The 18,106-nt window shown below is 61.7% G+C and carries 21 protein-coding genes; 9 read left to right on the forward strand and 12 right to left on the reverse strand.

Going from position 1 to position 18,106, the window contains the following annotated elements; translation table 11 throughout:
• Positions 1-38 precede the first annotated feature (38 nt).
• Entirely contained in the window at positions 39-737 is a 699-nt protein-coding gene (locus tag QQL79_RS18205; RefSeq protein WP_284393252.1) for a gamma-glutamylcyclotransferase, read from the reverse strand.
• Between the two features lie 71 nt (positions 738-808).
• The gene (argH, locus tag QQL79_RS18210; RefSeq protein WP_284393254.1) at positions 809-2,257 is read right to left on the reverse strand and encodes an argininosuccinate lyase; all 1,449 of its coding nucleotides are present in this window, start codon (positions 2,255-2,257) and stop codon (positions 809-811) included.
• Between the two features lie 21 nt (positions 2,258-2,278).
• Between argH and QQL79_RS18215 the strand changes: the two genes are divergently transcribed.
• On the forward strand, positions 2,279-2,941 hold the full coding sequence (locus QQL79_RS18215; protein WP_284393255.1) for a TlpA disulfide reductase family protein: 663 nt from the start codon (positions 2,279-2,281) through the stop codon (positions 2,939-2,941).
• 29 nt (positions 2,942-2,970) lie between these two features.
• Here QQL79_RS18215 and QQL79_RS18220 read toward each other — a convergent pair whose 3' ends face one another.
• From QQL79_RS18220 to QQL79_RS18245, 6 genes are all read right to left on the reverse strand, one after another.
• Positions 2,971-3,192, reverse strand: a complete 222-nt coding sequence (locus QQL79_RS18220; protein ID WP_284393256.1) for a hypothetical protein — start codon at positions 3,190-3,192, stop codon at positions 2,971-2,973.
• Position 3,193: 1 nt separating this feature from the next.
• Entirely contained in the window at positions 3,194-3,376 is a 183-nt protein-coding gene (locus QQL79_RS18225; protein ID WP_284393257.1) for a putative motility protein, read from the reverse strand.
• Positions 3,377-3,473: 97 nt separating this feature from the next.
• Positions 3,474-4,157: a rhomboid family intramembrane serine protease gene (locus QQL79_RS18230; RefSeq protein ID WP_284393259.1), complete on the reverse strand. Its 684-nt coding sequence runs from the start codon at positions 4,155-4,157 to the stop codon at positions 3,474-3,476.
• Positions 4,158-4,160: 3 nt separating this feature from the next.
• Positions 4,161-4,757 (reverse strand): cob(I)yrinic acid a,c-diamide adenosyltransferase, encoded by a 597-nt coding sequence (locus QQL79_RS18235; RefSeq protein WP_284393260.1) that lies wholly within the window; start codon positions 4,755-4,757, stop codon positions 4,161-4,163.
• A gap of 3 nt (positions 4,758-4,760) precedes the next feature.
• Positions 4,761-4,958, reverse strand: a complete 198-nt coding sequence (locus QQL79_RS18240; RefSeq protein ID WP_284393262.1) for a twin transmembrane helix small protein — start codon at positions 4,956-4,958, stop codon at positions 4,761-4,763.
• A gap of 33 nt (positions 4,959-4,991) precedes the next feature.
• Positions 4,992-5,891 carry a LysR family transcriptional regulator gene (locus QQL79_RS18245; RefSeq protein WP_284393263.1) on the reverse strand — a complete coding sequence of 300 codons (900 nt, stop codon included), beginning with the start codon at positions 5,889-5,891 and terminating at the stop codon, positions 4,992-4,994.
• 86 nt (positions 5,892-5,977) lie between these two features.
• Between QQL79_RS18245 and QQL79_RS18250 the strand changes: the two genes are divergently transcribed.
• The gene (locus QQL79_RS18250; RefSeq protein WP_284393265.1) at positions 5,978-6,922 is read left to right on the forward strand and encodes an NAD-dependent epimerase/dehydratase family protein; all 945 of its coding nucleotides are present in this window, start codon (positions 5,978-5,980) and stop codon (positions 6,920-6,922) included.
• On the opposite strand, the gene gluQRS is transcribed toward QQL79_RS18250, so the two are convergent.
• Positions 6,919-7,776 (reverse strand): tRNA glutamyl-Q(34) synthetase GluQRS, encoded by an 858-nt coding sequence (gene gluQRS / locus QQL79_RS18255; RefSeq protein WP_284393267.1) that lies wholly within the window; start codon positions 7,774-7,776, stop codon positions 6,919-6,921. The genes QQL79_RS18250 and gluQRS overlap by 4 nt on opposite strands.
• Before the next feature lie 23 nt (positions 7,777-7,799).
• Here gluQRS and QQL79_RS18260 point away from each other — a divergent pair, with 23 nt between their 5' ends.
• The 5 genes from QQL79_RS18260 (at position 7,800) to QQL79_RS18280 (ending at position 12,095) form a co-directional block, all read left to right on the forward strand.
• A complete protein-coding gene (locus QQL79_RS18260; RefSeq protein ID WP_284393269.1) occupies positions 7,800-8,450 on the forward strand; it encodes a DNA-3-methyladenine glycosylase family protein in 651 nt (216 codons plus the stop codon).
• A gap of 171 nt (positions 8,451-8,621) precedes the next feature.
• Positions 8,622-9,437, forward strand: coding sequence for an outer membrane protein (locus QQL79_RS18265; RefSeq protein ID WP_284393271.1), 816 nt, complete (start codon positions 8,622-8,624; stop codon positions 9,435-9,437).
• Between the two features lie 155 nt (positions 9,438-9,592).
• Complete coding sequence (locus QQL79_RS18270; RefSeq protein ID WP_284393273.1) at positions 9,593-10,714, forward strand: helix-turn-helix transcriptional regulator; 1,122 nt, start codon at positions 9,593-9,595, stop codon at positions 10,712-10,714.
• Positions 10,715-10,775: 61 nt separating this feature from the next.
• The gene (locus QQL79_RS18275; RefSeq protein ID WP_284393275.1) at positions 10,776-11,444 is read left to right on the forward strand and encodes an alpha/beta hydrolase; all 669 of its coding nucleotides are present in this window, start codon (positions 10,776-10,778) and stop codon (positions 11,442-11,444) included.
• A gap of 93 nt (positions 11,445-11,537) precedes the next feature.
• Entirely contained in the window at positions 11,538-12,095 is a 558-nt protein-coding gene (locus QQL79_RS18280; protein ID WP_035101511.1) for an HNH endonuclease, read from the forward strand.
• A 67-nt stretch (positions 12,096-12,162) separates the two neighbouring features.
• Here the strand turns inward: QQL79_RS18280 and QQL79_RS18285 are convergent, their stop codons facing one another.
• Positions 12,163-12,408, reverse strand: a complete 246-nt coding sequence (locus QQL79_RS18285; protein WP_284393277.1) for a putative antibiotic biosynthesis monooxygenase — start codon at positions 12,406-12,408, stop codon at positions 12,163-12,165.
• A gap of 98 nt (positions 12,409-12,506) precedes the next feature.
• Between QQL79_RS18285 and QQL79_RS18290 the strand changes: the two genes are divergently transcribed.
• The gene (locus tag QQL79_RS18290; protein ID WP_284393279.1) at positions 12,507-13,121 is read left to right on the forward strand and encodes a TetR/AcrR family transcriptional regulator C-terminal ligand-binding domain-containing protein; all 615 of its coding nucleotides are present in this window, start codon (positions 12,507-12,509) and stop codon (positions 13,119-13,121) included.
• Between the two features lie 9 nt (positions 13,122-13,130).
• On the opposite strand, the gene QQL79_RS18295 is transcribed toward QQL79_RS18290, so the two are convergent.
• Positions 13,131-14,090 carry a peptidylprolyl isomerase gene (locus QQL79_RS18295; RefSeq protein ID WP_284393281.1) on the reverse strand — a complete coding sequence of 320 codons (960 nt, stop codon included), beginning with the start codon at positions 14,088-14,090 and terminating at the stop codon, positions 13,131-13,133.
• A gap of 416 nt (positions 14,091-14,506) precedes the next feature.
• Between QQL79_RS18295 and secA the strand changes: the two genes are divergently transcribed.
• Positions 14,507-17,251: a preprotein translocase subunit SecA gene (gene secA, locus QQL79_RS18300; RefSeq protein WP_284393283.1), complete on the forward strand. Its 2,745-nt coding sequence runs from the start codon at positions 14,507-14,509 to the stop codon at positions 17,249-17,251.
• Positions 17,252-17,379: 128 nt separating this feature from the next.
• On the opposite strand, the gene QQL79_RS18305 is transcribed toward secA, so the two are convergent.
• On the reverse strand, positions 17,380-18,051 hold the full coding sequence (locus tag QQL79_RS18305) for a hypothetical protein (protein WP_284393304.1): 672 nt from the start codon (positions 18,049-18,051) through the stop codon (positions 17,380-17,382).
• Between the last annotated feature and the right edge of the window lie 55 nt (positions 18,052-18,106).

Below are 18,106 nucleotides of genomic sequence, written 5' to 3' on the forward strand. Positions count from 1 at the left end.
AATCCCTATGCCAAGCCTGCCCAAAACGAAAGCAAGACTTATCGATTCAGCGCATAGGCGGTTTCGATCCGTTCGGCGACCAGGTTTTGCAACAGCCAGAGATGGGGGCCGTGAATGCCCATATCCTCCAGATGCTGCACGGTGGCGAAGAGGTATTCGGCCATGGAACCACGATTGCCGACAGCCTTGGCCAGCACATCGGCAATGGCCTCGACGGTGAGGCCTGAAACATAGCGGCCCGAATTGCGGTCGATGCAGAAGGTGAGCGCGCGGATCGTGCGTTCGCCGCTCTGGACATTGACCCAGCGTGGCGGGAAGGCCGAGGGTAGCCAGCCCATTTCGCGCTCGAGGAGCTTGGTGAGGGATTCGTCGATCCGGTCGGCCGGCAGGCGATAGAGTACGCCCTTGCAGGCCCCGCCGCGGTCGAGCGCCAGCATGAGGCCGGGATTTTCGTCGCTACCGCGGAAGCGGTTGTTCCAGCCCAGACAGAAGGCGCGGTGCCAGCCGCGCACGACGCCGGTGCGCATTTCAACGAAGTCGCAGGCCGGTTTCCAGATCAGCGAGCCATAGGCAAAGATCCAGATTTCGCCGGCGTCCGGACCGATCGAGAGCAGATGCTCGATGGTTGCGCGATGGTCGTCGGCCGTAGCCTGCCGCATGCCTTCGGGGGGCGGTGGCATTTCGTCGGAGAGCGAAGCGGGCTGGAGGACCGCGACATGACGCTCGGAAAGGCGCATCTGTCGGTTCCTGGTTCGCATCGCTCCATCCAAATCAGTTCGGTCCCGATATGGTGGGGGCAGCGACGGGGTTATTCAACCCCGCCATCACCATGGCCGCCATGCTTTTTCTTGGACAGGGGCTTTGGATCATGCGGCTGGCCGGTGAGGATGGTTTTCCAGCGGGCGGCCTGGATCAGCACGTTGGCCGGGGCCGTCCCGCCATAGGATTGCCGGGCGGCAACGGAGGCCTCAACGGTCAGCACCTTATGGATGCGGCTATCGATGCGCTGGTCGATGAATTTGAAATCCTCAATGGTAAGGCCCTCAAGGCCACAATTCTTCTGCTCGGCCAGGGCCACGATCTGGCCGGTGATGTGATGGGCATCGCGGAAGGGGATATTGAGTTCGCGCACCAGCCAGTCGGCAATATCGGTGGCGGTGGAAAAGCCGGCGGCGGCCGAGACGCGCATGCGCTCGCGATTGGGCACCATGTCGCCCACCATGCCGGTCATGGCGGCAAGGGATAGGGAAAGCGCGTCGAGGGCGTCGAAGGCGACTTCCTTGTCTTCCTGCATGTCCTTGGAATAGGCGAGCGGCAGGCCTTTCATGACGACGAGCAGGCTGGTCAGTGCGCCCAAAATCCGGCCGATCTTGGCGCGGACCAGCTCGGCGGCATCCGGATTGCGCTTCTGCGGCATGATGGAGGAGCCGGTGGTGAATTTGTCGGAGAGGCGCACGAAGCCGAACTGAGCGGAACTCCAGATCACCATTTCCTCGGCAAAGCGGCTGAGATGCATGGCGCAGATTGCGGCGGCGGCCAGCGTTTCGAGAATGAAATCGCGGTCCGAGACGGCGTCGAGCGAATTGGCGGTGGGGCGGTCAAAGCCCAGCTGTTCGGCCGTGCGTTCCCGATTGATCGGGTAGGGCGTGCCGGCAAGCGCGGCCGAGCCAAGCGGGCTTTCATTGAGGCGTTTGCGGGCATCGAGCAGCCGGCCGGCATCGCGTCCCAACATTTCGACATAGGCCAGCAGGTGATGGCCGAAGGTGACCGGCTGGGCGCTTTGCAGATGGGTGAAGCCGGGCATGATGGTATCGGCTTCTTCTTCGGCACGGGTGACCAGAGCCAGCTGCAGGGTGTGGACCTGCACGACCAGCGTATCAATGGTGTCACGTACATAGAGCTTGAAATCGGTTGCGACCTGATCGTTGCGCGAGCGCGCCGTATGCAGGCGCCCGGCGGCATCGCCGATCTTTTCGCGCAGGCGCGATTCCACGTTCATGTGGATGTCCTCGAGCGCACGCGAGAACGTGAAGCTGCCGCTCTCGATTTCCGCCAGCACCTCATTTAGACCGACCACGATGGCGTCGCGATCTTTCTGCGTCAGAATGCCCGTCTCGGCGAGCATTGTCGCATGGGCGATTGATCCGGCAATATCCTGGCGGAACAGACGCTGGTCGAATCCGATCGAGGCGTTGATTTCTTCCATGATGGCGTCGGGGCCGGTAGCGAACCGGCCGCCCCACATCTTGTTGCTCATCGCTGGTTCCCTGGAGATTGCATGTCTGACAATAGCGCCCCCCGCCAACCGGCCCCGAAACGCTCGCGGCTATTCATCACGCTGGGGGTGGCGGGAGTGGCCGTAGCTATAGCGGCGTGGACCTATCTCGGCAATGCCGCCGGCGCCAGGGAATGCCCGGTGCAGAAGTCGGCGGCCGATGCGATCGATGCGGCTGCGGTGGGGGAGCTCGCCGCGTTGATGGGCACGGGCGAGGGACGCGGTTACAAGACCATGGCGTTCAAGGATGCGACGGGTGAGGACAGGACCATTGCCGACTTTTCCGGCAAGGCGCTGCTGGTCAATTTCTGGGCGAGCTGGTGCGTGCCCTGCCGGGAGGAAATGCCCGCGCTCGACGCCATTGCCACCAAGTATAATTCGGATGCCTTCATGGTGCTGCCGATCAATCTCGATATCGGTGAAGGGGGGCTCGCAAAGGCGCAGGGTTTCCTGGACGAGAACCAGTTCAAGAACCTGCCGCTCTACGCCGATAGCAGTTTTGCCGCCTTCGAGCGACTGAAGCGCGAGGCCGTGGCCGTGGGCCTGCCGGCAACGCTGGTGCTGGACGAGAACGGCTGCGAGCTGGCCGTCCTGCAGGGGCCGGCAGAGTGGAATTCGCCCGATGGCGAGGCAGTCATCGAGGCGCTGGTGGGGCTCAAGAGCTAGCAGGCCGCCTATGAGGTCGGTCTGGGAGGCTAAATCAGCCGATCAACCACTGCACCGGAATCGATCACGGGCGCCTTGGCTTGCCCATTGGGATCGAACAGGGCGGTTTTGGCCTGTTCTTCCGCGGCAGCAATGCGCAATTGCGCGCTGAGCTCGGCGACCTTGGTCAGTTGAGCCGCGGCGGGCGTTTCGGCGCGATCGACAATGCGGTTGATCATGACCGGCGGGCTGATGCCGATGGAATTGCTCATACTAGGCCTGCTTGTCGACCTTGGTGCCCTGGCCGGGCGGCGGGGCCGCAGGCGCGCTCTGCAACAGGGTGTTGAGCAGCGCTGCTTCCATTTCATGGGCCTTTTTGAATACGGCAATCTGCACGGAATTCTGCGTTGCCGCAGTCCGCATGGTCACCATTTGCATGGCCAGATCGCTATCCAATGGAAGGCCCCTTATCGGTCAACAGGGCCTCAAGGTAGCGCCCTGGCAGTAAACAAAAGCTTGGGACATCGTGGCAATTTTGTGAAATTACCAGAGGTTAGCGGCCACCCCAAAGCGTTACTTCCCGCCGCTTGAGGCCGGCGGCGAGGATGACCCCCGTGGCAAAGCCACCGATATGGGCCCACCAGGCGACCGGTTCGTCCGAGCCGATCACCACGTAGAAAAGCTGTGTCGCCACCCAGAAACCCAGCATCCAGAAGGCCGGCACCGGCAACGGAATGGGGATGACGATGCGCGCCAGCACGAAGACGCGGGCATGGGGAAAGAGCAGAATATAGGCGCCCATGACCCCGGCCACGGCGCCCGAGGCGCCAATCAGCGGGCCATTGGCGTCGAGATTGAACGCCATATGCGCCAGTGCCGCGCAGATGGCGCAGGCGAGGTAAAAGGCCAGGAACCGGACATGGCCCATGGCGTCCTCGATGTTGTCGCCGAACACCCAGAGGAAGAGCATATTGCTGAGCAAATGCAGCCAATCGGCATGGAGAAACGCATAGGTAATCAGCGTTGCCCAATCGGGCAGCCAGGGTACCGGCTGGGGGTAGAGATTGCGCACGACAATCGGGATCATGCCGAAATCGATGGTCGCCTGGTCGAAAGCGGCGGGCGGCAGGACGGATTGAAACAGGAAGCAGACGATGGTCAGCGCGATCAGCCCATAGGTCACATAGGGAAATCGCACATGCCGGATGGGATTTCTGTCATGCAGCGGCAGGAACATGGATCAGCCGCCCTTTGCCACGTCGCCATAGCTGCCCGGAACCCACAATACGTCCTTGGCGCCATTGGCATTGGCGACGCGGGCCAGCACGAAGAGCAGGTCTGACAGCCGGTTGAGATAGCGGATGGCCTCGGCATTGGTGTCGGGCTCGGCAACCGCCAGTTCCACGGTGAGGCGCTCGGCGCGGCGGGTTACCGTACGGGCGATGTGGAGGGCCGAGGCAAGGGGAGTGCCGCCGGGCAGCACGAAGCTCTTGAGCGGCGCAATATCGGCATTGAAATGATCGATCTGCTTTTCCAGCCACTGCGTCTGCACCGGACGGACGCGCAAGGAGGGGTGCTCGGCGGCCGGATCGTCGGCGCCAGGGGTCGCCAGGTCGGAGCCGACATCGAAGAGATCGTTCTGCACCCGCGACAGCAGCATATCGATCTTGGGCATGGAATTGGTCTGCAGGCGTGCCTGGCCCACAAAGGCATTGGCCTCGTCGACAGTGCCATAGGCCTCAACGCGCAAGTCATATTTGGGCCGGCGCGGGCCACGGACCAGGCCCGTCGTGCCATCATCGCCGGTCTTGGTATAGATGCGATTGAGCTTGACCATGGCTTAGCCCCGGCCCCCGAAGAAGTAGAGCGCGCCAAGCAGCAGGACCAGCGCCACGGCCTGGCCGATAACACGCAGGCGCATCAGCTTCTGGCTCGTATTGCCCGAGCCGCCCTTGAGCATGTTCCACAGGCCCAGGCCCAGCACGATGACAACGAAGAGCAGGGCCAGTGCGATGGCGATATTGAGAAGAGTTTCCATATGGGCCTGCTTTGCTTTTGCGGGCCAGGGGCCCTAAGAATCGGTCTTGCCGATATAGAGCGAAAGTCCCTCGGCCAGTGCATCATAGATGGCACGAATCCGGTGGCTGGTGAATAATTCCCTGTGCGTGGTGAGCCAGACTTCGAGTGGTGGAATGGGCAGGTCGAGCGGCAGCGCCACCATGCCCGGGGTGACGGCAACCAGTTCCGCCTGGGCAAAGCCGATGCCGAGCCCGGATTGCAGCAGTTCCCAAAGCTGGGTCTGGCTGTCCGAGCGGAGCAGGAAGTGCTCGCGCTTGAGCGGGAACCCCAGCTTGTGGGCGTGATCGATGATGAGATCGGACCGGTCCAGACCGATGAGATCGTGCTCGTAGAGATCGGCCAAGGTGCGGGGTGTGCCGCGGCGGTCGAGATAGTCCTGGTGCGCTGTGGTCACCAGAGGCAGTTCGCCGAGCTTTTTAGTGATCAGCTCGAGCTGGGCGGGGCGGAACATGCGGATGGCGATGTCGGCTTCGCGCAGCAGCAGGTTCTCTGCCGAATCGGTGGGCACCAGTTCGAGCGCTATGGCCGGATAGCGCTGGCGGATGGCGACCAGCAGATCGGGCAGGATATAGTTGGAAACCATGGTGCTGGCGGTGATGCGGACCGTGCCGCCGAATTCGGCCTGGGCGCCTTCGGCCATAATGGCGGCCTGGGCGAGCGAGGCCTGGGCGGCAGCCACGGGCTCATAGATGCGCAAGGCCGCCACATTGGGTTTGAGGCCATTCAGCGAGCGGTCGAAGAGGGACAGGCCGAGATCGTATTCGAGGGTTTCGATATGGCGGCCGACGGTGGGCTGGCTGATGCCCAGCTCGCGAGCGGCGGCTGACAGCGAGCCATTGGCCACCACGGCCGAAAAACTCCGCCACAAGGCCCAGTCGGGTTCTCTATTCATTTTTGAATGGCTATCCCGATCATTTGGTGAATTAACTTACGATAATGAATTGAGGAAAATGTGTCCATCGGCAAAGGAGATGGACGATGAGCAAAGCAAAGGTCACGGTTCTGGGCATCAATGGCCATATCGGCCGCCACGCGGCACTGGCTTTCCGCGATGCGGGGTACAGCGTCAGCGGTTTTGGCCGGATTAACCGGGAGCCGATCGATGGCGTCGCGTTTATCAAGGGCGATGCCGGCAATGTCGCCGAGATCGTAGCGGCGATTGCCGATGCCGAGATCGTGGTCAATGCGCTCAACCTGCCCTATGACAAATGGGACAAGGGCCGGGCCGAGGCACAATTGGCCAATGTGATTGCCGCCATGGGCGATAGCGGCAAGACCATGATGTTTCCGGGCAATGTCTACAATTATGCCGCGACTGACCGGTATATGCGGCCCGATACACCACAACGTCCGCAGACGCCGCGCGGCGCAATCCGGGTGCGGCAGGAGGCGACGCTGGCGGCGGCCTCGAAGGCCGGCAAGTTTCAGACCATCATCATTCGCGCCGGCGATTTTTACGCGCCGGGCAATGTGGGGGATTGGTTCGACCAGGCGATGCTGATGGATGCCGGGAAGGGCAAGGTCTATTACATGGCCGATCTGGGTGTAGGTCATGCCTGGGCCTATCTGCCCGATCTCGGCCGTGCTTTCGTCGCGGTTGCCGAGCAGCGGCAGCGTCTTGGCGGGTTCGAGACGTTCCATTTTGCTGGGCATTATCAGAGTCACCGGGCCATGCTGGCGGCGATCCAGGCGGCGGCGCCGGTGCCGCTCAAGGCTGCGCAACTGCCCTGGCTGCTGTTCCAGGCACTGGGTCTGGCGGTGCCGCTGCTGCGCGAAATCGTCAAGATGCGCTATCTCTGGAACAATCCGATGGAACTGGTTGACCCGCGGCTGGAGGCCATTTTGGGGCCCGATTTCGGTACGCCTTTCACGGCAGCCGTAGCGGCAGCCACGATTCCGTTCCTCGCAAAGAAGGCCGCCTAAAAGCCCAGTTCCTGGCGGATATCCTGGGGTGTGCGGCCAGCATCGCGAAGGCTGGCCAGGGTGGGAGAGCCCTTTGATTTGCTGAGTTTTCTGCCCTCGGCATCCAAAATCAGCCGGTGGAAATTGTAGATGGGCGAGGGCAGGCCCAACAGGAATTGCAGCAACACGTGGAAGTCGGTGGCCGGCTCCATGTCCCGGCCTCGCGTTACATGGGTCACGCCCTGGGCGGCGTCGTCGACAACCACGCTGAGATGGTAGCTGGTTGGCGTGCCCTTGCGCTGCAGCACCACATCGCCCCAGCGTTCGGGACGGGCATAGCGAATTTGGGGACGGTCCGTTACCAGGGGGCCGATAGCGGTGAATGTCAGCAAGCCGGTGCAGGTGATGGCGCTGGCCGTATCGAGGCGGAACTGGACCGGATCGCCGCGCTGCAGGCGCTCGATCTGCTCGCTTCGACTCATGTGCCGGCAGGTGCCGGGATAAAGCGGAGCGCCATCGGGATCGGTGCCCTTGGCCTTGGTCGCGATCTCGCTGCGCGAACAGAAGCAGGGATAGAGCAGATCGGCATCACGCAGCTGATTGGCCGCCTCGGCATAGATCGGGAAGCGTTGCGACTGGACCATTATTGGCTGGGGCCAATCCAGACCAAGCCAATGCAGATCATCGACAATGGCCTGGGCAAATTCGGGTTTACAGCGCTCGGGGTCGGTGTCCTCCATGCGCAGAAGGGCCGTGCCGCCCAATCGCGCCGCTGCCTGCCAGGTGTAGAGCGCGGAATAGGCATGGCCGAGATGCAGCCTGCCGTTGGGGCTGGGGGCGAAACGCAGGATGGGTTTGGACGATGGCGAAGACATTGCAGTGTGTGTACATGAGGCCCATGTCTTCGTCACCGCGCATTGACAGTGTTGCCGCCATTGCCGTCCATCTCGATCATCTGGTCGGGATCGATCCTCGTCTTGCGGCAATATGGACGGCGGTGGGGGAGGTTCGTCCTCGCATCGACGCAGCCGGTTTTCCTGGCATTGCCCGCATTGTGTGCGGTCAATTGCTCTCGGTGGCGAGTGCTGCCGCCATCTGGTCCCGCTATCAAGGGGTCGCCGGGGCGCTCGATCCGGCGGCGTTTCTGGGCATCGGCGAGGCCGAGATCCGGGCCGTCGGCTTTTCAGGGGGCAAGTACCGCACGCTGCGGGTAATTGCGGAAGCGGTGACCTCGGGTGCGCTGGACTTTTCGCATCTGGAGACTTTGCCGGCCCGCGACGCGGTGGCCTATCTCACGGCCCATAAGGGGATCGGTCCCTGGACCGCGGAGGTCTATTTGATGTTCTGTGCCGGCCATCCCGATATTTTTCCGGCGGGCGACCTGGCTTTGCGCAAGGCGGTGCAGGATGGTCTGGGACTGGACTCGCTTCCCCAGATTGCCGAATTGGCCGAGGCGGCCTTGCAATGGGCGCCGCACCGGTCCGCGGCGGCGTTGTTATTCTGGCGCTATTATGCGGTTTGCCGCAATCGCGAAGGTGTCCTGAGCTGACAAGCCGTGCGTTATTCCAAGTAATGCTCGTGCATATTCCTGTTGCGAATGCGCAACATAAATCTAGTCTTGGACTGGATCAGTAATAATTAGTCCATATGGATGATGTTTTGCGAGCTCATGTCTGGTCATCTTTTCCGGCGGCTGTTTCGGTGAAGATGAGGAATTTTGATGCGGAACATTACTCTGCTGGCAGCCGCCGGCTGCATGGTGCTGGCCACAAGCGCCCAAGCGCAGGACATTGCCGATTGGAGTGGTTTTTATGCGGGGGTGCTGGCGGGATATGGCCTGGACCGCACGCAGGAGGAATCGTCCTCCTCGATTTTTCCGCCGACCGAGGTCGATGATGGGCTGTTCTATTCGGGCAGCAGCTTCTCATCGCAGGAGCGAATCGAAGGCTTGGTCGGGGGCATTGGTATTGGCTACAATTTTCAGCACGACCAGTTCGTGCTGGGCCTTGATGGCGACGTCAATTTTGGTCAGCTCGACAAGACCAGCGCATCGTCGACTTTCATCAGGATGGAAGACGAGGATGATTTCTTTGCCCTGGGGCAGGGTAATGAGACGACCTTCGGCATCGATTGGTATTCAACTTTCGCACTGCGGGCCGGCGTGACCTTCGATGGCTGGCTGGTCTATGCCAAGGCCGGCGCGGCGGTGGGTAATGTATCGTCCAGTTCGACATCGACGATAAGCGTTGATTCCAATGTGGGAGCGGCCGGGCCGATTCCGGTTCCTCCGGGTACATATTCGTCCCATGCCGCATCCAGCCAGCTTCTGTTTGGACCCACATTCGGTATTGGCGCCGAAAAGATGCTGACGCCCAATATTTCCGTGGGCGCGGAATATAGCTATGTGGGGCTGCCCGACGTCTCCATACCGCAGCCCAATGCTCTGGGCGGTCTTTTCGGCGGTGGGGCTGGAGACCCAATCGAGGTCACCTCAAGCATCCATGTCGTCAAGGGTTCCTTGAAGTATCACTTCTGATTCTACTGGCGATTCGGTCGCGAATTGCCATGTCCTGAAATAGTCTCCGACGATTTTTCCGGTCGTCGGACTTTTTTCACCTTGCCAAATATCATCCATATGAATGATATGGTTTTGCGGCAAACTACAGCGTCGATGGGCGCGGGTGGTTGTCAATGGTCTATATTTCCCCGCAAGATCTGACCGATCTTTCGAACTCTCTTTATAGTGCGGTATTTGACGACACTCACTGGGCCAGCGTGGCCGAGGTGGTGCGCCGGCTCGTCAATACACAGCATGTCGCGCTGGGTTTCTTCGACCATCAAACGAGCCAGCACTCCATGTTGCATGGTGATTGTGCGCCCGAATTCGAGCGCAGCTTTGGCCAATTGGTCGATATCAATCCATTTTCGGAGCCCATGCAGAACCTGCCCGCTGGAGGGGCGCTGATCGACCAGCAGATCATTGCCAGCGACGCGTTCGAGCGATCCGCGTTTTTTGCAGCGTGGATGCGGCCGCAGGACATGCATAGCGGGCTGGTTCACAAGATCAATTCCCGGGAACGCATCAACGGGTATCTGGCGCTGAACCGCGGCGGGCATATTGAAAAATACGATCAGCGTGACCTGGCGGTGATCGGCGAGCTGGCTCCAATACTGGCTCATGCCATCAACCTGCGGGTCCAGTTCGGCCGCCGGATGATGGAACAGACGGGCGCGGTGCTGGGCGGGCGGGGCATTGGCTGGGTGGCCGTTACCGGCGCGGGTCGCCTAGTATGGGCGAACGAGGCCGCCGAAGCGCTCTTTGCCGAGCCGGGATCGGCGGTTAGCGGACGGCTGGGAACCCTGCGGCTGGTTCACCCTCTGCAGATGCGGGAATTCATGGCAGCTCTCCAGCGGGCCTGTGCGCCGGTGGGCGGCGTTGGTGCCGATATGATCGCCAGCCATCCCGAGACTGGCAGCGCCGTGGCGCTGTCGATCGTTCCGGCACATAATCTTCTCGTGCAGGGCCTGCCCGTGCTGCGGGGCGCTCATATTGCGCTGCGCAATCTTTCAGCGCGCCTGCCGCCGGGCTTTGAAGACCGCATCAGGGCCATGTTCGATCTGACCCCCAAGGAGGCCGCATTGGCCGCGGCCCTGGCCAGCGGGCGGGCGCTGGGGGATGTGGCGCGGGCCAATGGAGTCTCAATTCTGACGGTGCGGACCCAGCTGGCGCATCTGTTCCGCAAAACCGATACCCGGCAGCAGAGCCAATTGGTGTCATTGCTGCTGGCAGTGGAGCCCCTGCCACAGCCATAGGCGTGGCTGGATTTTTCGGCGGCCGCAGGGCAGGTTAGGCGAAAGTTTCTGGAAGATACCCATGCCAACCAAGCTTTCCGGCCCCATGCTTGCGCCCAAATCGGGTGTGCAGCCTCGCTACGCTGTCATATTGCTGCATGGCTATGGCAGCGATGGAGCCGATCTGATCGGGCTGGCGCCGCATTGGCAGGATATGCTGCCCGATGCCCTGTTCGTTTCGCCCAATGCGCCGGAGGCGTGCCGGATAAATCCTTCGGGCTATCAATGGTTCGATATCGATTATGAGGGCGACAAGCTGGCCAGCCGGCAATTGGGCGTGGCAGAGGCCCGTCCGGTACTGGTGGAATTCCTTGCCGATCTATGGGACCAGACCGGCATAACGCCGCAGCGGACCCTGCTTGCCGGGTTCAGCCAGGGCGCCATGATGGCGCTCCATGTCGGCCTGTCGCTCCCCGAGCCGCTGATGGGGATTATTGCCTTTTCGGGCGCGTTCCTTCCGCCGGCGGGCTTTGCCGAAGGCCGGTTCGCGAAACCCCCGGTATGCCTCGTGCATGGCGATATGGATCCGGTGGTCGATCCCGAACTCAGCGCCGATGCCGATGTGGCCCTGCGGCTGGCGGGGTTCGATGTGTCCTATCATGTCAGTGTGGGCGTGGGGCATGGCATTGCGCCAGACGGGCTGGCCTTTGCCAGTGAGTTCATTGCGCGCCAGCTCGAAAATAATCCCTGACCGGTTTGCACGTGCCCGCTTCACAGGCCTGACACAAAGGGCCTAGTATAAGAGGGCTATGGACTTACTCGATTCCCGCTCCGGGAGACTCAAGTGACGATCCACGTGTCGCCTGAGGCCTGTCCCGCACTGGTGCTGAACGCTGACTTCCGTCCGCTCAGCTACTATCCCTTGTCATTGTGGTCGTGGCAGGATGCGATCAAGGCGGTATGCCTGGATCGCGTCAATATCGTCTCCCACTATGATACTGTCATCCATTCGCCCAGCTTTGAGATGCAGCTGCCCAGCGTGGTGTCGCTCAAGGATTATGTGAAGCCGGCGCGGCATCCCGCGTTCACCCGCTTCAATGTGTTCTTGCGCGATCGCTTCCAGTGCCAGTATTGCGGCTCCAAGGACGATCTGACTTTCGATCACGTCATTCCGCGTTCCAAAGGCGGGTTGACCACCTGGGACAATGTCGTGGCGGCCTGCGCGCCCTGTAATTTGCGCAAGGCCAATCGGCTACCCAGCGAAATCAAAATGTATCCGCATCAGGCGCCGTATCATCCAACGGTGCATGATCTGCATAATAATGGCCGGGCCTTCCCGCCCAACCATTTGCACCAGAGCTGGCTCGACTATCTCTACTGGGATATCGAGCTCGAGCCATAAAAAATCCCGCCTGGCTTTGGCCGGCGGGATATTTCAAGGTTTACGCTATCGTCCGGGTGGCGGGTGCTCAGGCAGCCTGTGTTGCTGCCGCTTTGCGGCCAGCAATGAAGGGGCCGAAATAGCGGGTAATCATTGGCACAATCAGCAGAACGATGGTGCTGGCCATGAAAGGCACGAGCACGAGGCTTCGTTGCCAGATTTCCCAGCCGGCGGTGAGCGGCATCAGGATATAGAGATAGAGGGTCACGACCGGATAGACGGCAAGGGTCATGACCGCGGCCATGCGAAGGCGCGAGGCAAGAGAGGGCTTCATTTCCAAGCTCCATTGAAACGGTACGTTCCGTATTTATAGAAACGATACGTTCCGTTCAAGTCTTTTCTTCCGGACAATTTTGTCCGATATTGGAGGTCATGACAGAGCTGACCGCAGACGAAAGCGAGGAGCGCCGCCGGTCGATCGGTGCGCGGCGTAATCCCGATACCCAGGAAGCCATTCTCGAGGCCGCCGAGGCCATTGTTGCCGAGGAGGGCATTGCCGGGTTTTCCATCGAGGCGGTGGCCAAGCGGGCACGGGCGGGCAAGCCAACCATTTACAAGTGGTGGCCAGGCAAAACGGCGCTCCTGCTCGATGTCTATCATCGGCACAAACCGGCAAATGTGCACCAGGACACCGGCACGGTGGAGGGCGATGTCGTTGCCTTCTTCACCGCCATTTTCGCCCATTGGGGCAATACCGGCGCCGGACAGGTCTTCCGCTTTGTGGTGGCCGAGGCGCAGCGCGATGAGGCCGCTGCGGCTTCGCTGCAGAGCTATGCCACCGAACGGCGCAAGCAGTCAGGACAGATTTTTGAGCGCGGCGTGGCGCGGGGGGAACTTGCCGCCGATATCGATACGGGACTGGCGGCTGACATGCTGGCCGGTTTCGTCTGGCACCGGCTGCTGACCGGGCGGCTTATCGGCGATCCCATCGAAATGCGCCAGGCGGCGCGGCAGTTGGTCCGGGGGCTGCTGGCCCCCGGACGATAGGCGGCGCGCTTACTGCGCGGCCGGAGCGGCTTCCTCGGCAGCGGCGGCCGGTTCTGTCTGAGCCTGTACGGCGGCAGCCAGGGCCGGATCGGGAATGTCGATCTGGACGCCTTCCATCAGTTTGGCGACAGTGCCGTCAAAGGTGGTCATCAGCAATTGCTGCTGCAGCTGGCCGGCGACCTGCTCGAAAGTCGGGGGCGAGGACTCGCGCTTTTCTTCCAGCTTGATGATGTGCCAGCCGAACTGGGACTGCACCGGCTCGGACACCTGGCCGATTTCGGTCAGCGCATAGGCGGCCTGCTCGAAGGGAGCAACCATCATGCCCTTGCCAAAAAAGCCGAGATCGCCGCCATTGGCTGCACCCGGATCGATCGACTTTTCCTTGGCGATGGTGGCAAAATCGGCGCCGCTGTCGAGCTCGGCCTTGATCGCCTTGGCTTCCTCTTCGGTGGCAACGAGAATGTGGCTGGCGCGGATTTCTTCCTGGGGTTTGAAATCGGCGACGAGCTTGTCGTATTCGGCGCGAACGGCCTCTTCGGTCACCGCATTGGCGATGGCATCGGCGAAATAGGCGCGGCGCAGGGCGCGTTCCTCAAGATAGGCAAGGCGCTGCTTGAACAGCGGTGAATCGCCCATGCCGGCATCGCGCCCGGCCTTGGCCATGACCTTCATGTCGATCAGGACGCGCAGCAGGAAGGGGCGGCGCTGATCGGCCGGCATCTGGCTGAGTTCCTGGGTCAGGTCTTCGGCAGCAAAGCTGAGATCGGCCTCGGTGATGGTTTCTCCACCGACCGTAGCTACCACGGTATCGGGCGAGACGGGCGCGAGGGCTTCGGCGGCCGGCGCCTCGGCCGCGGGGGCCGGAGCGGGCGCAGCGTCCTGCGCGTAAGCGGGGGCGACTGCATTGGCCGCCATGATCAGCGCCAGCACGCTGGCAGTCGTGGCGAGGCGCAGGGTCGAAAAGGACATCAGGATATTCTCCTTGGCCGGCGCGCTACACTTGGCGCCTGGGCTGGTTTACTGGTCGGGCCTGCCCTCACATGGCAACGGGGCCAAAATGTGCCGCGCCGCTACTTGTGAGCAGGAACAGGCGGCTAGAGGCCAAAAATTGCCGGTTTGGGCCGGGTTTTCCGGCGGGCGGAGGAGGTGTCGCCCATTTCGGCGGCGTTGACAAGACAATGGCTCGCTCTTACATCTCACGCGCTTTTCAAGGCCTCTGGCAAGGCATCGGGCAATGATGTCCGGACTAGCCATGGGAACAAACGAGATCGTGAAGCCGGAACGGCTTTGTCATCGCGCCGACGAGGCCAGCCGGGTAAGGTGCCCGACCGAGACCGCCTAGGCCCTGCGCGCCCGCGCCGGTGATCAAAAAAAGGACCTGACATATGGCACTTGCTGCGCTCGCCCGGCGGATATTCGGTTCTCCGTCCGATCGGCACGTCAAGCGGTTCCAGGGCAAGGTGGATGCGATCAACGCACTCGAGCCCGAATTCGCCAAGATGACCGACGATGCCCTGCGCGGCATGACGGTTGAGCTGAAGGCGCGGTTGGAAAAGGGTGCCAAGCTCGACGATCTGATCGTGCCGGCCTTTGCCGCGGTCCGCGAAGCCAGTAAGCGCGTTCTGGGCATGCGTCATTTCGATGTGCAGCTGATCGGCGGCATGGTGCTCAACGATCGCTCCATCGCCGAAATGCGAACCGGTGAAGGCAAGACGTTGGTGGCAACGCTGGCTGTCTATCTCAATGCGCTGACGGGTGAGGGCGTTCATGTCGTCACGGTCAACGACTATCTCGCCCGACGCGACGCTGCCTGGATGGGGCAGATCTACAATTTCCTCGGCCTGAGCTACGGCATCATCGTGCATGGTTTGACCGATGCCGAACGCAAGGCGGCCTATGCTGCCGACATCACTTACGGCACCAATAACGAGTTCGGCTTCGACTATCTGCGCGACAATATGAAATATACCCGCGCCCAGATGGTGCAGCGCGGCCATGCCTATGCGATCGTGGACGAAGTGGACTCCATTCTGATCGATGAGGCGCGCACGCCGCTGATCATTTCGGGCCCCTCCGAGGATCGCAGCGAGCTCTACGTCAAGATCGACGAGCTGATGGCCATTCTCGATGAAGACGATTTCGAGATCGACGAGAAGCAGCGTTCGGCGACCTTTACCGATGCTGGTATCGAAAAGCTCGAAGAGCGCCTGGCCGCCGATGGCCTGCTCAAATCAGCCTCGATGTATGACGTGGAAAACGTCGCCCTGGTGCACCACGCCAATTCGGCGCTGCGGGCCCACAAGATGTTCCGCAAGGACAAGGACTATATCGTCCGCAATGACGAAGTGGTGATCATCGACGAATTCTCCGGCCGCATGATGCCGGGTCGGCGCTATTCGGAAGGCCTGCACCAGGCACTCGAAGCCAAGGAACACGTCAAGATCCAGCCGGAAAACCAGACGCTGGCGTCGATCACCTTCCAGAATTATTTCCGGCTCTACAGGAAGCTGGCCGGCATGACCGGCACGGCCTCGACGGAAGCCGAAGAATTTGCCGACATCTACAAGCTCGATGTGGTCACCATTCCGACCAATCTGCCGGTGCAGCGCAAGGATGACGAGGACGCCATCTACCGCACCGCGGCGGAAAAGTTCGACGCCATCGCCGATCTCATCAAGCAATGTCAGGACCGCGGCCAGCCCGTGCTGGTGGGCACGACCTCGATCGAGAAGTCGGAAATGCTGGCTGAATTGCTGCGCAAGAAGAATGTCGGCGCGATGAATGTGCTCAATGCGCGCCATCACGAGCAGGAAGCCTTCATTGTCGCCGATGCGGGGCTGCCGGGGGCGATCACCATTGCCACCAATATGGCCGGTCGCGGCACCGACATTCAGCTGGGCGGCAATCTCGAGATGCGTATCGAGAAGGAAGCGGCCGGACTCGAGGGCGAGGCGCGCGACGCCAAGATTGCCGATATCAAAAAGACCATTGCCGAGGACAAGGCCAAGGCGCTGGCCGCCGGCGGGCTCATGGTGATTGGTACCGAGCGGCATGAAAGCCGCCGTATCGACAATCAGCTGCGTGGCCGTTCGGGCCGCCAGGGCGATCCGGGCCATTCGGCCTTCTTCCTGAGCCTGCAGGACGATTTGATGCGCATTTTCCCGGTGGATTCGATGGATTCCATGCTGGGCAAGCTGGGCCTGGAACAGGGTGAATCGATCACCCATCCCTGGGTCACCAAGGCTATCGAGCGGGCGCAGGGCAAGGTCGAGGCGCGCAACTTCGACATCCGCAAGAACATCCTCAAATACGACGACGTGATGAACGATCAGCGCAAGGTGATCTTCGAGCAGCGTCTGGAAATGATGGATGCCGAGGATGTCAGCGAGACCGTGGTCGATATGCGCCATGATCTGGTCGAGACGCTGGTGGGCAAGGCCATTCCGCCGCGTTCCTATCCCGAACAGTGGAATACCGAGCAGCTGGAAGCGGCGGCCAAGACCTATCTCAATCTCGATGTGCCGGTGAAGGCATGGGCCGAGGAAGAGGGGATCGACGCGGAGATCGTGACCGAGCGGCTGGTCGAGGCTGCCGATGCGGCAGCGGCCACCAAGGAAACGCAGACGCTGCAGGCCTTCGAAGCGGCCGGCACGCCCAATCCGACCGTGATGCGCCAGGTGGAAAAGACCATTCTGCTGCAATCGATCGACGGGCTGTGGCGCGAGCATCTGGTAACGCTGGATCACCTCTCCAAGGTGGTGGGCTGGCGCGGCATTGCCCAGCGCGACCCGCTCAACGAATATAAGCAAGAGGCTTATGAGCTGTTCCAGGGGCTGCTCACCAATATGCGTGAGCTGGTGACGACCCAGCTTAGCCATGTGGTGCTGCAGCCGCGCCCGGTGGCGCCGCCGGCGCCGGACCTGACCCGCATCCGGGAAACCCATATCGATCCGCTGACCGGCGAGAACGATGCCGATGGCGGCGATACCATTGCGGATTCGCTGGGCGCGGTGGGCAGCGATCCGTCGCTGCGGCCGGTTGATCCCAAGCTATTGGTCGGCGTCTCGCGCAATGCGCCATGCCCCTGCGGCTCGGGCAAGAAGTTCAAACATTGCCACGGGGCGTTCTAGGCTTCGATTGGGTTGGATAAGCAAAGGCCCGGACAGTGATGTCCGGGCTTTTTTGTGCCTGGGGGGCCATTATCTGGGGCCGGCACCTCCCCCTTGTTGGGGGAGGTTGGGCCGGGCGCAATGCCCGCTCAGCACTTCACGCGGATTTCGGCGAAGCCGGTCATGCCGCCGTCGCCGGAGGACATGAGGCTGATATTGCAGCTCGAGCCGGGCAGGGGAATGGTGGCGCCGGAAGCAATGGTGGTGCCGCCGGCCAGGGTGATGAAGCCATTTTCCACCACGGCGACTTCCACCTTGGCCGGGTTGTTGCAGATGTCGTAGCTGTCGCCGGCCGATACCAGGATGCGCATGCCATCAGGCAGGCAATCGCCACCGCCGGCATTGGTCGGGGCGGCGGCCTCGGCCGGGGGTGCGGGGATGGCGGGCAAGGCAGTGGGAGCCGTCGTGCTGCCGCTACGCCAGTTCTGCTCGAGGATGGCGAGGCGGTTGGCGAGATCCTGCATGGCCGCGTTGTTGCCCGCCGGGGCAGGGGTGGGGGTAGCAGGGGCATTGGCGCCTTGCTGACCATAAAGGGCCAGGCTGAGGCGGATCTGGGCGATGTCGGTGGAGATGCGGGCGATATCGCGCTGGGTGGCGCTATAGACCCAGCCCGATGCCGCAATGGCGGCCACGCCGACAAGACCGACCACGAAGCTCAGGATGCGTCCCGCTGCCGGCTGCCGCGCTGGCTTCGGATCGAGCGGCGGTGTGGTGGTCGTGTCTCCTTTGGAAACTCCGCCCAGTGACCAGGTTTCTTCCACTGCGAGCCTCCATTATGCGCCGGCGCGTGGTTGTGATTGCGCCGGAATGCGGCCC

This window comes from Devosia yakushimensis (assembly GCF_030159855.1).
GTDB lineage: Bacteria > Pseudomonadota > Alphaproteobacteria > Rhizobiales > Devosiaceae > Devosia > Devosia yakushimensis.

Coding starts and splice junctions, on each gene's coding strand:
- QQL79_RS18275 (WP_284393275.1), top strand. CDS start 10,776: ATGCCAACCAAGCTTTCCGGCCCCATGCTTGCGCCCAAATCGGGTGTG.
- QQL79_RS18260 (WP_284393269.1), top strand. CDS start 7,800: ATGTCTTCGTCACCGCGCATTGACAGTGTTGCCGCCATTGCCGTCCAT.
- QQL79_RS18290 (WP_284393279.1), top strand. CDS start 12,507: ATGACAGAGCTGACCGCAGACGAAAGCGAGGAGCGCCGCCGGTCGATC.
- QQL79_RS18265 (WP_284393271.1), top strand. CDS start 8,622: ATGCGGAACATTACTCTGCTGGCAGCCGCCGGCTGCATGGTGCTGGCC.
- QQL79_RS18220 (WP_284393256.1), bottom strand. CDS start 3,192: ATGAGCAATTCCATCGGCATCAGCCCGCCGGTCATGATCAACCGCATT.
- secA (WP_284393283.1), top strand. CDS start 14,507: ATGGCACTTGCTGCGCTCGCCCGGCGGATATTCGGTTCTCCGTCCGAT.
- gluQRS (WP_284393267.1), bottom strand. CDS start 7,776: ATGTCTTCGCCATCGTCCAAACCCATCCTGCGTTTCGCCCCCAGCCCC.
- QQL79_RS18230 (WP_284393259.1), bottom strand. CDS start 4,157: ATGTTCCTGCCGCTGCATGACAGAAATCCCATCCGGCATGTGCGATTT.
- argH (WP_284393254.1), bottom strand. CDS start 2,257: ATGAGCAACAAGATGTGGGGCGGCCGGTTCGCTACCGGCCCCGACGCC.
- QQL79_RS18295 (WP_284393281.1), bottom strand. CDS start 14,090: ATGTCCTTTTCGACCCTGCGCCTCGCCACGACTGCCAGCGTGCTGGCG.
- QQL79_RS18205 (WP_284393252.1), bottom strand. CDS start 737: ATGCGCCTTTCCGAGCGTCATGTCGCGGTCCTCCAGCCCGCTTCGCTC.
- QQL79_RS18270 (WP_284393273.1), top strand. CDS start 9,593: ATGGTCTATATTTCCCCGCAAGATCTGACCGATCTTTCGAACTCTCTT.
- QQL79_RS18250 (WP_284393265.1), top strand. CDS start 5,978: ATGAGCAAAGCAAAGGTCACGGTTCTGGGCATCAATGGCCATATCGGC.
- QQL79_RS18240 (WP_284393262.1), bottom strand. CDS start 4,958: ATGGAAACTCTTCTCAATATCGCCATCGCACTGGCCCTGCTCTTCGTT.
- QQL79_RS18235 (WP_284393260.1), bottom strand. CDS start 4,757: ATGGTCAAGCTCAATCGCATCTATACCAAGACCGGCGATGATGGCACG.
- QQL79_RS18285 (WP_284393277.1), bottom strand. CDS start 12,408: ATGAAGCCCTCTCTTGCCTCGCGCCTTCGCATGGCCGCGGTCATGACC.
- QQL79_RS18215 (WP_284393255.1), top strand. CDS start 2,279: ATGTCTGACAATAGCGCCCCCCGCCAACCGGCCCCGAAACGCTCGCGG.
- QQL79_RS18245 (WP_284393263.1), bottom strand. CDS start 5,891: ATGAATAGAGAACCCGACTGGGCCTTGTGGCGGAGTTTTTCGGCCGTG.